Source organism: Bradyrhizobium sp. GW821-FHT13H05, from assembly GCF_058804065.1.
On record NZ_JBXAPO010000020.1, the window covers coordinates 1 to 12,917 of the forward strand.

Consider the following 12,917-nt stretch of genomic DNA (forward strand, 5'->3'; position numbering starts at 1 on the left):
TTTTTTTTTTTGTCCCCCCCCCCCCCTCGGCGCCCCAAGACAAGAATCTCAGTCGATCGAATGCAGCAGCGCTGCGCGGACGAGGTCCGCGGTGTTGCGGGCGCCGAGCTTGCGCATCGCCTCGGCACGATGGCTCTCGAACGTGCGCGGACTGATCTGCATCCGCAGCGCCCCCTGCTTGTTCGAATAACCCTCGCTGATCAGCCGGAGCACCTCGCGTTCGCGCTTGGTCAGCCGCTTCTGGCCCGACAGGCCCAGCAGCTCGGCGCTCGGCACGCGTTGCGGCGGCGGCACGCGGGCAGCCCTCAATTCGGCGTCCTCGGTCCCGGACGGAATCGGCAAGCCACCCTTGTGAGCACCGGCAAGCTGCTTGACCAGGCCACAAACGCGCTCGGTCTGTGCCAGCGCATTCTCGACCACCCGCTGCAAATAGACGCGGTCGCCGGTAACAGGCGCGAGCTGATCGCTGTGGTGCTTGATCTCGCCCATGTAGAGCAGGAGCGCGGTCAGGGGGCCGTTGAGCTCGCGGGCGATGGCGGCGGCCATTTCGTCGGCAGCCTTGGCGCGGGCGGCATTCAGGCGGACGAAATCGAGCTCTTCAGCTGGAGCAGTGCTGCTTTCGAACCATTCCGACGGCCGCGAATCGGTGGCCGTATCATTCTGTGACCCCATGTGACCTGTTTAGCGGAACCGGGGCCGAACTGTGGTTAACTTTTTGCTCCGTATGACTACGGTGATTTTGGCGGTTTTGCGCTAAAATGCCGACACCGGCACAATTTATGCTTGCGCGAGGCTGATCTCGACCACGCAAGGGTTGAGGATTTTGCCCAGATCCTGGGCAAACGGGCCAAGGCCTGTTTAACCGCCGTCTTCCGGCCACGCGCCCATGGCCCCGGATTTTACGGATAAATTAACGGCGACTTGCTTTTCTAGATCACGACTGAGAGCGCGCAAATGCCTCCATGCATTGGGCCGGTTAGGCCTGCTGGAATCGTTGCGGAAGATTGCGTGCCATGAACGAGATCGACCAGCTATCGGAGTTCTTGCAAAAGCTGACGCCGCTGTCGCGCAGCTGTCTGCTCAGCGAGCTTGAGCGGCTCGAGCTGTGCGGCATCGACATGCCGGGCTCGGCCAGCGTCCAGGCCAGGCTTCGCGCCGAGTTTCGCAAGGACGGATCGACCCAGGCACGCGCCACCAACCCCTCACGCTATTTCTTCGCACCGCTCGAGCTGCTTCTGATCGACGGCGCGCCCGAGCATCCCAACGCGGGGCGGATCTCGCGCAACACGCTCACCCCGATCTGGGAATGGATCTGCCGCGACATGCTGCCAACCATGGCGCGCGACTACATCAAGGCGATCAACGATCAGGCCGCCGCCAACAATCCGAAGGAATTGCTGAAGACCGCGGCGATCTTCCAGACCAAGGTCATCAAGGTGCTCGAGAACACGATGGCCTCGGCCGAGAGCGCCGAGCTCGCGCGCGGCAAGCTCGCGCAATACACCGCCTCGCGGACGGCCTTCGACGATGTCAGGAAGATGCAGCAGGTGCTGCGCGCCGGCGACGCGCTGCCGAAGTTCAACGAAAAGCTGCCCGAGAAGATCGCAAAATTCGACGACGGCCGGGTTGCCCAGATCACCGCACAGCTCGACGCCTTCAGGAAATCTCATCCCGACGCACTTCCCTTCGCGCTGGCGCTGGTGGCGCGGCGGCTGAAAACGTCCTGGGAATTGGTGCGCCTTGCCACCAAGGCCGCCGCGAGCAAGAGCGCGACCGATGTCGCCGCCACGCCCTATGCCTGCGTCGTGCCCATGGTGCTCGACCGGCTCGACGACAAGCGCCTCGCCTTGCGGATCGCACTCCGGCACAACCGGGTGCTGGTTGCCCGCGACCTGCTCGCCGATATCTACGACACCGAATATGCGCTCAAGGTCCGCATTGACGGCATCGAACATTGCGAATGGGGCATTCGCCTCCAGCAATTGATGGACGCAATCGCGGCGCTGGTGTCTGCGGAGGTCAGCCGCTTCCCCTCCAATGTCGGCCACATCCTCGGCTCGCGCCGGCTGCGCAGCCACGACACGCTCGGAGGCAAACTGTCCTACTTGGCCTGGAAGGGACGTGACGTTGTGCAGGATGGCGCGGCGGCGTTTCGCAAATTGATCGGGCAGACCTAGAGCACGATCCAGACCCGAAGGGCCGCGTTAGCGCCAAGTGTGCAGCGGTTTTCCGGCAAGATCGTGCTCAAAAAACAAGGCGCGCGGCTAGCGCGGCAGGCACAGGAAACGATCGAGAAATCGGCCTGACAGCACGAATCTGAACCACCAATACATCATTCGCCGCATCGACATAGCTGTAATCCTCGACAGCCCACCACCGGCTATACGCAGCAATAGCGCGGCTGCAGCAATGCACATGTGATGTGCTTCACACTCGCGCCGCCACGCCCGCGCGCATTGTCGCAGAACCGTCACGAGCGAACGCGGAACATGCCCGCATTGCGCGAAAATGAGTTCTTCGGCGCTGCACCTCTCTCCTATTCTCAGATCCATCGCATGAGCATTGGGAAGGAATCCGCGATGAGATCAAACCGAAGGACAATGACGATGGTCGCGTTGCTTGCGAGCGCGCTGGCGCTCACATCGACGACGATGGCACAGACCTCGCCGCCGCAGAGCAATGCCGCTCCGACCGCCGACAACGCAGTGCTGCTCACCGTCTTCTTCAAGCACGACCAGTCCCGCCCGTTGAACGAGCTGAATGCACAGCTCGATAAGCAGGGCTACTACAAATCCTTCCCGCCGCCCGGTGTCGAGGTGGTCAGCTGGTACGTGATGATGGGCATCGGCCAGGTGATCACGCTGCGTCTGCCGGCCTCGCGGCTGCGCGAAGTCAATCGCGTCATCGAAGACAGCGCGTGGGGACCCTACCGCACAGAGTTCTATCCGACCTATGACTACAAGGCGGTCGGCATGGCCCAACACGAGAAGGCCACAAGCAATTGAGGCAGCGGTTATCCAATTGGGCGAAGCGCGAAAGGCTTCGTCCAATTGCAGGACACTGCGCGCGCTCGACGAAAGACGTGCATCGCGGAAATCTCGCATGATTGCCTCACGGCCGCGCGCAACGCCCGGGCAGACGTAAAAACTTCTTCACTGAGATCCGGACAATTTTAGACATGGTGCGGGCTTTAACGTTACCCAGATAATTCAACGATCGACTGAAGCCCTCCATATTTGAAACTGCTCCCATCGCTAACACCGGTCGCGGAATGGGAGTGGTTTGCGATGAATGATGAGATTGTTGAGCTCGCCGGACGAAGGCCCAAAACCTTCGGACGGCGAAAAGTGACACCGCGCGCCTGCGTGGCCGACAGCAAGCGCCATCTGCGCGCCTTCATGAGCGAGGTGCTGGAGGATCTCGGCTTCGTCACCAGCGAATGCGGCAGCGCGGACGAGCTGCAAGCGATGCTGGCCAACGAGTTGCCGGACCTGATCCTGCTCGGCATCGCCGCCGACGGCATCGAGCCCGGGAAATTTCTGGAGATCTTGGTGCGCGAGGCTTTCGACGGCAAGGTTCTGGCCGTCGGCGCCCGCGAGTCGATCATCGTCCGGGCGGTCCAGCAGGTCGGCGAGGAATATGGCCTTGTGATGCTGCCGCCGCTGACCACGCCCTTCGCCGCGGAGACGCTGCGCGAGCGCGTCGCGATGCTGCTGCCGGACGAGCCGGCGCCGAGCCCGGCCGTGCATGTCGGCGAAGCCCTGCATGCCGGCTGGCTCGAGCTCTGGTACCAGCCCAAGATCGACGCGAAGACGCTGATCCGCAGCGGCGCCGAAGCGCTGGTGCGGATGCGGCATCCGACCTGGGGCGTGGTGCCGCCCGCCTATTTCATTCCCGAAGCGCACGATCCGCACTTCCGCGACCTCTCGGAATTCGTGATCGAGCGCGCCGTGCAGGACTGGCATTATCTGCTGGAGCGGCAGAGCCAGGTCGACCTCTCGATCAATTTGCCGGCGTCGTATCTGAAGGAGCCGCAGGCCGTGCGCGATCTCTGCCGCCGGGTGCCGACGCATCCGGCCTTCGGCGGACTGACGATCGAGGTCGACAGCGAAGAGGCGATCCGCGATCTCGATGTCCTGACGGAGGTCGCCCGCGAGATGCGCTTGCACAATATCGGCCTGTCGATCGACAATCTCGGCGCCAACTGGCCGTCGCTGATGGATCTCGACAGGATCCCCTTCATCAAGCTGAAGGCCGACCGGCACTTCGTCACCGGCAGTGGCAGTGACCGCCTCAAGCGCACGGTGTGCCGTCACATCGTCGAGCTCGCGCAGGGCTATGGCGCGCGCGCGATCGCCGAAGGCGTCGAGAGCCGCGCCGACCTCGTCGCCGCCAACGAGCTCGGCTTCGACCTGGTCCAGGGCTTTCTGTTCGGAAAGCCGATGCCGCTGAAGAAATTCGCAAGGAGCACGCTGACGCAGACGGTGATGGGGCAGGTGTGAGGCGCAAAGCCTGAACAAAAAGGCCTCAGGCAAACCGCCGCGCGAAGAAGACGCAGACGACCACGAGTGCGGTCGCGGCGATCATGCTCCATGCGACGGGCTCGTGCAGCAGGAAGCCGGCGAGCGCGAGGCCGAAGAACGGCTGGAGCTGCTGCAATTGGCCGACGCGGGCGATGCCGCCAATGGCGAGCCCGCGGTACCAGAAGATGAAGCCGACGAACATGCTGAAGATCGAGACGTAAGCGAGCCCGATCCAGGCGGGCACGCTGACGCCGCTCCAGGTCGGCGGCCATGTCCAGATCGCGACCGGAATCATCAGCGGCAGCGCCAGCAGCAGCGCCCAGGAGATCACCTGCCAGCCGCCGAGACGGCGCGACAGCGCGGCACCCTCGGCATAGCCGAGCCCGCACAGCACGATCGCGGCGACCATCAGGAGGTCGCCGGTGAGCGAGGCCGAGCCATCGTTGGACAGGGCAAAGCCCGCCACCGTCGTGCTGCCGAGGACAGCGAACAGCCAGAACAACGGCCGCGGCCGCTCGCCCCCGCGCAGCACGGCGAAGATCGCGGTCGACAGCGGCAGCAAGCCGATGAAGACGATCGAATGCGCGGAAGTGACGTGCTGGAGCGCGAGCGCGGTCAGCAAGGGGAAGCCAACCACGACGCCGATGGAGACGATGGTCAGCGAAACGAGATCCTTTCGCTCGGGCCGCGCCTGGCGAAGCAACCCGAGCACGGCCACGCCGATCAGCGCCGCGATGACGGCACGTGCGGACGTCAGGAACAGCGCGGAGAATCCGCCGATCGCCACGCGCGTCGCCGGCAAAGAGCCGCTGAAGATGATGACGCCGAGAAGCCCGTTGCCCCAGCCAGTGCCCGCAGACTGCATTTCCGCCTTACCTTTTTTGAACGACGATAATCGGCACTCGCCGGTGGCAAAGCCAGAGACAATCCAATACAATCTGGCAAATCTGTATGGGTATGGAAGGTCATACACTTGGATGGCGAGGCGCAGACAAGAGGTCGCGGCGGAACGCGGACCGTGGATGTGATGACTGCGATCCGCACCAAGATCGCTGGTCGGGCGCTTGGCGCCGGCGACCGTTTGCCGTCGATCCGCAGCCTCGCAACCACGATGGGCGTTTCGCCCTCCACCGTTGTCGAAGCCTATGATCGCCTCGCCGCCGAAGGTCTGATCCGCGCCCGCCGCGGCTCGGGCTTCTATGTCTCGCCGGCGGTCACGCCGCCGCTGGCATTGACCGAGGCCGAACCGCGCCGCGACCGCGCAGTCGATCCGTTCTGGGTCTCCAGGCAATCGCTCGACACGGATGATGCCGTGCCAAAACCCGGCTGCGGCTGGCTGCCACCGGAGTGGATGCCGGAAGCGGCGCTGCGCCGTGCCACACGCGCGTTGGCCCGGACTGAAGCCAGTGTGCTGACCAATTACGGTTCGACGTCAGGCTCCCTCGCTCTACGCCGGCTGCTGCTGACGCGCCTCGCGGAAGATGAGATCGAAGCCTCGATCAATCAGCTGATGTTGACCGGTTCGGGCACGCAGGCGACCGATCTGATCTGCCGCTTCCTGCTCCGTCCCGGCGACACGGTGCTGGTGGACGATCCCTGCTATTTCAATTTCCGCGCGCTGCTGCGGGCGCATCAGGCCAGGATCGTCAGCGTGCCCTACACGCCGTCAGGCCCCGATGTCGCCCGCTTCGAGCAGATCCTCGCAGCCGAACGTCCGCGGCTCTACATCACCAATTCAGCGCTGCACAACCCGACCGGCGCAACGCTCTCGCTTCAGACCGCACACCGGCTTTTGACTACTGCGGCTGCACACGACCTCACAATCATCGAGGACGATATTTTTGGTGACTTCGAACCAGAGCGCTCGCCGCGCCTCGCGGCGCTCGATGGCCTCACCCGCGTGATCCGTATCGGCAGCTTCTCCAAGACACTCTCGGCCTCTGTGCGCTGCGGCTACATCGCCGGGCGCGCTGACTGGATCGAGCATCTTGTCGACCTCCAGGTCGCGACCAGCTTTGGGGGCTCGAGCCCGGTTGCGACCGAAATCATAACCGGGGTCCTGGCCGGCGGCAGCTATCGCAAGCACATGGACGAGCTCAGACAGAGACTTACGCGCACGCGGCGCGACATCGCGCGTAAACTTCAGGCGCTGGGCATCGAACCGTGGCTGATGCCGCGCGGCGGCTTCTTCCTCTGGTGCCGCCTCGCGGGCGGACAGGACGCGACAGCCGTCGCGCGGGCCGCGCTCGAGGAGGATGTCGTGCTCGCACCCGGCAACGTGTTCAGCGTGTCGCAAACGGCGTCGAGCTTCATGCGATTCAACGTGGCGCACATGAGCGAACCGCGGATGTGGGACGTGCTGCGACGGGCGTTGAAGGCGAAATCGACCGGCCGCTAATACAACGGCTCCTCATACACCGGCTCGCCGTCGAGCAGCAGCCGCTTGATGGCGGCGCGGCCTGAGGGGAGCACAGCGGCGACGACACGCAGCTTCTGCTGGTTGCGCGCCTGCTCGAGCTTCCTGCCCTCGCCTTCGGGCACGAAATAGCTTTCGAGACCCTATTTGATCTGGATCTTGTCGCAGAAGGTGCGGCTGGTCGACCCGCAGGAGTAGCTGACGCGGCCGCGGATCAGGATTTCGGGTGCGGCGACCGCGACTGGCTCGGCGGAGACCGAGACGGCCTCGTAAAGGCCGTTGGCATTGGGTGCGAGCTTGACGAACACGATAGGATTGCGCGTTTCAGCGGTCTTGCCCGCAAGCGCGCCTGCCGGCACCTGCGAAATGTCGTAGCGGAGCACCACGTAATCGCCGCGCAGGAGATCGCGGGGATCAACCGGCTGGGTCTGCAAGGTCACCTCGCGGCCTTCGCGCAGGATCTGCATGCGGTCAGCGACCATCAGGACCAGCAGCGCGCATTGAAGCAGGACGGCGACGCCGAACAGCACGGCTTTCGGGACGCGTTGCCAGAGCCTTGTGATGGATTCGATCATCGCTCAGCCCTCGGCAGCATGCGATTGAGCGCGGTGGCAAAGACGACCGCAATGATGCCGGCCACCGCAAGGAAGGCGGAGCGACGCAGCAGCGAGCCCTTCACCGCCCAGGTGATGCCCGCAATGACGCCTGCGATCCCGAGCCAGCCGGCAACGATGCGCGGGCGCACGTCGTCGAGCATGCCGGAGACGACGAGGCAGAGCATGGCGCAGAGCAGCGCGGCATAGGCGAACCAGGGCTCTCCGGCCGCGGATGCCGGCCAGATCGGCGCCGCGATCAGGACGAGCCCGATCGAACATGCTGCAAGGATTTCACCTGCGCGCCTGGTGATGCCGGTGGACGCGAGCGCGAGGACCACACCCGCAGCCCCGCACAGGATAGCCCAAAGCGGTTGAGCTGACGCCGTGCTGGTCCGGAGGCGGATGATGTCGTCAACCGTTGTCACCTCCAGGAACGCGACGATGGCCAGCGAAAACGCGCCGTAGATCGACAGGACGCTCCCGAGCCGCTGCGCCCTCGGCGAGGGCGCAGCCGCGATCGCGAGTCCGGCGCCGAACAGCAGGGCCGCGCCATTCGCGAGCACGAATGACGGCTGGGCGCCATCGAAGTCGAAGCGAAGCGAGGTCGCGATCCACCAGGGCAGCACCGCGATCGCGACGAGGTGGGCGGCGACGCGGGAATTCCAGACGAACGCGACGGCGGCGGCGATCAGCCAGACCACGACGAATGGAAGATGCAGGACATCAGGCGCATCATAACTGCGCATGCAGGTCCAGATGCAGGCGGCGACGAGGCCGACCGCGAGCGCGCCGCGCGAGCCGGTCAGCAGCGCGGCGGCAAACGCGCCGATCGACCACAGCAGCATGCCGCCGGCAAAGTCGTCACCAAGATGGTACATCTGGCCGACCAGCGCGATGCCGGCGCCAAAGATGATGGCGCCGATGCTGGCGCAGAGGTCGGCGAGAATTGCGCGGCCCGTCGTGGCGAACCACGCCCCGACGCCACCGGCGACCACCATGCCGGCAATCAGGATCGCGAACCGCATCAGCCGCGCGATTTCGGTCCAGTGCGCCGCGACGAAGGCGAGGAACGCGGCTGCGATCAGGAGGCCGCCGACGATGGCGACGACCACCGCGATGTTGATGCCGGGCGAGAGCGGGGGAGGCGCATTGCGGATAGAGGTGGCCGCCGCCGGCGCGATCACGCCGTCGGCTTCCCATTGCGCAAGATCAGCTTCGAGGCGCTGCCGGTAGGTCTTGTCGAACATCGTCGTAAATCACCTGGCTCCCGGCCGGACGGCGGGATGCTGTTGGTCGAACCGCGCCGCTGGCAGGTTCAACTTATCACCACTTCGGTTGCAGGCACTGGCTTGTCGATTGCTGCGCATCAGCCCGCGAGCTTCTGTTCGCGGATCGCCTGCGCGCCCGCCAAAATGCCGCGTTGGAGCGCGCGCGCAGCCGGCGAGAGGTCGCGGCCGATGCGCCAGAGCAGATAGAGCTCGCGCTCGATCACGGGATCGACCAGCTTGCGCCAGGTGAGCACGGGGTGATCAGCTTCGGGCCAGGCGAGGCTCGGCAACGGTGCGACGCCGACACCGGCCTCGACCAGCGCCAGCAGCGTCGCGGGATGCTCGGCTTCATGGATCGGCGTGCCCTGGCCGAGCTCGGCGACGCCGCGCTCGATCTCGAGCCGGATGCCGGTGCCTGAGGCCATCACCACGAGGCCGGCTTTCGACGCTTCTGCCCAGCTCACCGCGTCGCGCGCGCTGAGCGGATGATCGCGCCGCATCACCAGCGCAAAATTGTCGACGAGCAGGCGCGAGGCATCGAGTTCGGGATCGTCGCCGGGCACGTTGGCAATGCCGAGATCGACATCGCCGCCGCGCAGCGCGGCAAAGATCTGGTGTCGCGAAATCTCCTTCAGCGTCACCGCGACCATCGGATGCTCGCGCTGAAACACGGCGAGCACGCGCGGCATCAGCCGCAGCGCCACCGAGGGCACGCAGGCGACGGTGACGTGACCGCGGCGATGTTCGCGCAAGTCGCGCAGATCCTGGAGCTGGCGATCGAGATCGGCGAGCAGGCGCTGGATGCCCGGCATGAAATCCGCGCCGACCTTGCTGAGCTGAAGCTTTCGCGTGGTGCGATCGAGCAGCCGCAGCCGCAGGTTTTCCTCGAGCTGGCGCACCGCCTGGCTGACGGCGGATTGCGACATGCCGAGCGCGCGCGCCGCGGCGCTGAAGCTGCCGGTCTCGACGACGCGGACGAAGGCACGGAGCTGTTTCAGGTCGAGCTGATCTATCAGCATGGCTTATAAATATATCTCTCTATTCCGGATTGTTAATGAAAATCTCCAATGCAAGGATTTTGGGCGAAGACCGGGAATGACCATCAATTGGGCAGACGACGAGCTAACTCGTTGTTCTGTCAAGTCAAAGGACTGGGACGTGATCAACAGACGCGACCTCGTGAAATATTCTCTGCTCGGAGCCGCCACGGCGCCCCTGGCCGGCCTCAGCACCCCCAGCTTCGCGGCCGGCAGCAAGGTCGCGATCGCCGAGGCGCTGCGGCTCGGCATGTACAACTCGCTCTATGTCGCCGCCGACAAAGGGCTGTTCGCCAAGCACGGCCTTGACGCCGATCTCTCCACCGCCGGCGGCATCGCGCTGCCGATGCCGATCCTGCTCTCGGGGCGCGGCCAGATCGGCGTGACCAGCCCGGGCATGTCGGTGAACGCGGTGCGCGAGGGCGGCAAGATCAAGAACATCGCCAAGATCGTCGGCGGCGTGTCGATGTGGGGCATCGCCAGTCCCGACAGCAAGATCAGGACGATCGAGGATCTGCGCGGCAAGACCATCGCGACGCTGAAATTTCCGTCCTCGACGATTCAAGTGCCGACCTACGCGATCAAGACCATCGGCAAGTTCGATCCGAAGGAGGCCGGCGTCACCTTCCTCGAGCTGCCGCCGGGCGCGCAGGCCGCCGCGGTGAAGGACGGCCGCGCCGACATCGCCACCGCCTTCGAATGGGACGTCAGCATCGCCGCCGAGCAGTTCGGCCTCGTCCCCGTGCTGTCCTTTGCTGATGCGCTGGGATCGCTCTGCTTCACCACAGCAATGGCGACCGAAGAGACCATCACAAACAATCCGACCGCCGTTCAGGGTTTCTGTAACGCGATCGCGGAGGCGCAGAAGCTGATGCACGAGAACAACGCCGTCTTCACCGAGGTCGCCGAAAAATATTTCCCGAAGGTCACGCCTTCAGTCGTCGCCAGCGCAACGAAAAACTTCTTCGGCTCGAAGACCGCGATCCCGCGAAACCCGACCATTTCGGCGGACGAATGGGACCGCGCGATGCAGCTCGAGCAAGGCGGTGGCGCGGTGCAGGCCGTACTTCCCTACGCGCAGATGGTCGACAACCGTTTTGCCGAGCAGGCAACCAAGCAGTTCGGTCTGGTGTGATGACAGTAAATACCTCTCCCGCGCGCGAACAGCGCTACGTCACGCTGCCGGCGCGGCCCGAGCCGCTTCGGCTTGCGGTCGACGAGACTGCGGTCGTCGTCGTCGACATGCAGAACGCCTATGCCTCGCCGAACGGCTATCTCGATCTTGCCGGCTTCGACATCTCCGGCGCCAAGGCTGCGATCACGGCGATCCAGGATGTGGTGAGCGTCGCACGCGGCGCCGGCGTTCCCGTGATCTTCTTCCAGAATGGCTGGGATGCTGACTATGTCGAGGCCGGCGGGCCGGGCTCGCCGAACTGGCACAAGTCGAACGCGCTGAAGACGATGCGCAAGCGGCCCGAGCTGCAAGGCAAACTGCTCGCCAAGGGCGGCTGGGACTACGCGCTGGTCGACGATCTCCAGCCGAAGCCCGGCGACATCGTGGTGCCCAAGACACGCTACAGCGGCTTCTTCAACAGCCAGTTCGACAGCATCCTGCGCGCCCGCGGCATTCGCAATCTCGTGTTCTGCGGCATCGCCACCAATGTCTGCGTGGAGTCGACGCTGCGCGACGGCTTTCACCTCGAATATTTCGGCGTGATGCTGGAGGACGCGACGCATCAGGCCGGGCCCGACTACATCCAGAAGGCCTCCATCTTCAACATCGAGACATTCTTCGGCTGGGTCTCCAGTGCGAGCGATTTTCGTCGCGCCTTTGCCCAGACCGAAGCCGTTCCAGCCAAGGAGGACTCGCTATGACCGACCGCGCCATCATTCCGGCAGGTACCACCGCGCCCATCGCCCCGTTCTCGCCGGGGATGATGGCCGACAACGTGATCTACGTGTCGGGTACGCTGGCCTTCGATGCCAACAACGACGTCGTCCATGTCGGCGATGCCGCCGGCCAGACCCGGCACATCCTGGAAACCATCAAGCGCGTGCTGGAGACGGCGGGATCGAGCCTCGCGGACGTCACCTTCAACTCGATCTTCATCACCGACTGGGCCAACTATGCCGCGGTCAACAAGGTCTATGCCGAGTATTTTCCGGGCGAGAAGCCGGCGCGCTACTGCATTCAATGCGGCCTGGTGAAGCCCGCCTGCCTCGTCGAGATCGCCTCGGTCGCGCACAAGAGGATTTGAGGTGGCCGTGCTCGATGCCGGCCAGGCCGCGGTGACAGGCGGCGCGCGCTTCAAGTTGCCGCCTGCGCTGCGCATCGCGCTGCTCCAGGTCGCACTGCTGGTGGCGCTGCTCGCGGCATGGGAGCTTGCGATCCGCTTCGGGCTGATCGCGGTTTATCTCTACGGCCAGCCGAGCGGCATCATCGCCAAGGGCGCCAAGCTGATCGGCAGCGGCGAGCTGCTGCGCGACGCCGCACTCACCGCATGGGAAGCCATTGCCGGCTTCCTGATCGGAACGGTGCTCGGCAGCGCGGCGGGGCTCGCGCTGTGGCTGGTGCCAACAGGCGCCGCGGTGCTGCGGCCTTATCTCGTCGCGCTCAACGGCCTGCCGAAGATCGCGCTGGCGCCGCTGATCATCGTCTGGTTCGGCATCGGCCTCTCCTCGAAGATCGCGATCGCGGCGATCATCACCTTCATCGTCGCCGTCATCACGGCGCTGCAGGGCGCCAAGGAGGTCGATGCCGATCTGGTCAAGCTGCTGCGCTCGCTCGGCGCCAGCCGCGCCAAAACCTGGCGCACCGTGATCGTGCCCGGCGCGATGCCGTGGATCGTCGCGGCCTTCCGCCTCAATGTCGGCTTCGCCCTGATCGGCGCCGTCGTCGGCGAGTACATCGCCTCCAAGGAGGGCCTTGGCTACATGATCTACTACGCCGGGGTGCTCTACGACCTCAACGCGGTCTGGGTCGGCATCGCCACGCTGATGGTGGTGGCGCTGCTGATGTATGGCGCGATCGACCTGATCGAGCGGCGCCTGCTCTCCTGATCCGAAACCACATCACT

General features: G+C 64.8%; 12 protein-coding genes and 1 pseudogene. 8 read left to right on the forward strand and 5 right to left on the reverse strand.

Annotated features, from left to right (window positions below; translation table 11 throughout):
* Nucleotides 1-48 precede the first annotated feature (48 nt).
* A complete protein-coding gene (locus AC1RR3_RS35205; RefSeq protein ID WP_492829353.1) occupies nt 49-672 on the reverse strand; it encodes a helix-turn-helix transcriptional regulator in 624 nt (207 codons plus the stop codon).
* Between the two features lie 341 nt (nt 673-1,013).
* On the opposite strand from AC1RR3_RS35205, the gene AC1RR3_RS35210 reads away from it, so the two are divergent.
* From AC1RR3_RS35210 to AC1RR3_RS35220, 3 genes are all read left to right on the forward strand, one after another.
* On the forward strand, nt 1,014-2,177 hold the full coding sequence (locus AC1RR3_RS35210) for a hypothetical protein (RefSeq protein ID WP_492829355.1): 1,164 nt from the start codon (nt 1,014-1,016) through the stop codon (nt 2,175-2,177).
* A gap of 402 nt (nt 2,178-2,579) precedes the next feature.
* Nucleotides 2,580-3,005, forward strand: a complete 426-nt coding sequence (locus AC1RR3_RS35215) for a hypothetical protein (RefSeq protein ID WP_492829605.1) — start codon at nt 2,580-2,582, stop codon at nt 3,003-3,005.
* Nucleotides 3,006-3,287: 282 nt separating this feature from the next.
* Nucleotides 3,288-4,502: an EAL domain-containing protein gene (locus AC1RR3_RS35220; RefSeq protein ID WP_492829357.1), complete on the forward strand. Its 1,215-nt coding sequence runs from the start codon at nt 3,288-3,290 to the stop codon at nt 4,500-4,502.
* 25 nt (nt 4,503-4,527) lie between these two features.
* Here AC1RR3_RS35220 and AC1RR3_RS35225 read toward each other — a convergent pair whose 3' ends face one another.
* Nucleotides 4,528-5,388 carry a DMT family transporter gene (locus AC1RR3_RS35225; RefSeq protein ID WP_492829359.1) on the reverse strand — a complete coding sequence of 287 codons (861 nt, stop codon included), beginning with the start codon at nt 5,386-5,388 and terminating at the stop codon, nt 4,528-4,530.
* A gap of 162 nt (nt 5,389-5,550) precedes the next feature.
* Between AC1RR3_RS35225 and AC1RR3_RS35230 the strand changes: the two genes are divergently transcribed.
* Nucleotides 5,551-6,921, forward strand: coding sequence for an aminotransferase-like domain-containing protein (locus AC1RR3_RS35230; protein ID WP_492829607.1), 1,371 nt, complete (start codon nt 5,551-5,553; stop codon nt 6,919-6,921).
* Here the strand turns inward: AC1RR3_RS35230 and AC1RR3_RS35235 are convergent.
* From AC1RR3_RS35235 to AC1RR3_RS35245, 3 genes and pseudogenes are all read right to left on the reverse strand, one after another.
* Nucleotides 6,918-7,514: pseudogene (locus tag AC1RR3_RS35235) on the reverse strand (GDYXXLXY domain-containing protein). The gene AC1RR3_RS35230 and the pseudogene AC1RR3_RS35235 overlap by 4 nt on opposite strands.
* Nucleotides 7,511-8,782, reverse strand: a complete 1,272-nt coding sequence (locus AC1RR3_RS35240; protein ID WP_492829361.1) for a DUF2157 domain-containing protein — start codon at nt 8,780-8,782, stop codon at nt 7,511-7,513. Before AC1RR3_RS35240 ends, AC1RR3_RS35235 begins: the two are co-directional and overlap by 4 nt.
* 119 nt (nt 8,783-8,901) lie before the next feature.
* On the reverse strand, nt 8,902-9,822 hold the full coding sequence (locus tag AC1RR3_RS35245; RefSeq protein WP_492829364.1) for a LysR family transcriptional regulator: 921 nt from the start codon (nt 9,820-9,822) through the stop codon (nt 8,902-8,904).
* Between the two features lie 139 nt (nt 9,823-9,961).
* On the opposite strand from AC1RR3_RS35245, the gene AC1RR3_RS35250 reads away from it, so the two are divergent.
* Genes AC1RR3_RS35250 through AC1RR3_RS35265 form a run of 4 tightly spaced genes read left to right on the forward strand, consistent with a single transcriptional unit; the run spans nt 9,962 to nt 12,900 of the window.
* Nucleotides 9,962-10,975, forward strand: a complete 1,014-nt coding sequence (locus AC1RR3_RS35250) for an ABC transporter substrate-binding protein (RefSeq protein ID WP_492829366.1) — start codon at nt 9,962-9,964, stop codon at nt 10,973-10,975.
* Nucleotides 10,975-11,715 (forward strand): pyrimidine utilization protein B, encoded by a 741-nt coding sequence (gene rutB, locus AC1RR3_RS35255; protein WP_492829368.1) that lies wholly within the window; start codon nt 10,975-10,977, stop codon nt 11,713-11,715. The genes AC1RR3_RS35250 and rutB overlap by 1 nt, the downstream gene beginning before the upstream one ends.
* Nucleotides 11,712-12,098, forward strand: coding sequence for a pyrimidine utilization protein C (gene rutC, locus AC1RR3_RS35260; protein ID WP_492829370.1), 387 nt, complete (start codon nt 11,712-11,714; stop codon nt 12,096-12,098). Before rutB ends, rutC begins: the two co-directional genes overlap by 4 nt.
* A gap of 1 nt (nt 12,099) precedes the next feature.
* A complete protein-coding gene (locus AC1RR3_RS35265; protein ID WP_492829372.1) occupies nt 12,100-12,900 on the forward strand; it encodes an ABC transporter permease in 801 nt (266 codons plus the stop codon).
* The last annotated feature ends 17 nt before the right edge of the window (nt 12,901-12,917 follow it).

Excerpts from the sequence above, each read along its gene's own strand:
- AC1RR3_RS35210 (WP_492829355.1), top strand. The coding sequence starts at position 1,014 with ATGAACGAGATCGACCAGCTATCGGAGTTCTTGCAAAAGCTGACGCCG.
- AC1RR3_RS35215 (WP_492829605.1), top strand. The coding sequence starts at position 2,580 with ATGAGATCAAACCGAAGGACAATGACGATGGTCGCGTTGCTTGCGAGC.
- AC1RR3_RS35230 (WP_492829607.1), top strand. The coding sequence starts at position 5,551 with ATGACTGCGATCCGCACCAAGATCGCTGGTCGGGCGCTTGGCGCCGGC.
- AC1RR3_RS35225 (WP_492829359.1), bottom strand. The coding sequence starts at position 5,388 with ATGCAGTCTGCGGGCACTGGCTGGGGCAACGGGCTTCTCGGCGTCATC.
- AC1RR3_RS35240 (WP_492829361.1), bottom strand. The coding sequence starts at position 8,782 with ATGTTCGACAAGACCTACCGGCAGCGCCTCGAAGCTGATCTTGCGCAA.
- AC1RR3_RS35220 (WP_492829357.1), top strand. The coding sequence starts at position 3,288 with ATGAATGATGAGATTGTTGAGCTCGCCGGACGAAGGCCCAAAACCTTC.
- AC1RR3_RS35205 (WP_492829353.1), bottom strand. The coding sequence starts at position 672 with ATGGGGTCACAGAATGATACGGCCACCGATTCGCGGCCGTCGGAATGG.
- rutB (WP_492829368.1), top strand. The coding sequence starts at position 10,975 with ATGACAGTAAATACCTCTCCCGCGCGCGAACAGCGCTACGTCACGCTG.
- AC1RR3_RS35245 (WP_492829364.1), bottom strand. The coding sequence starts at position 9,822 with ATGCTGATAGATCAGCTCGACCTGAAACAGCTCCGTGCCTTCGTCCGC.
- rutC (WP_492829370.1), top strand. The coding sequence starts at position 11,712 with ATGACCGACCGCGCCATCATTCCGGCAGGTACCACCGCGCCCATCGCC.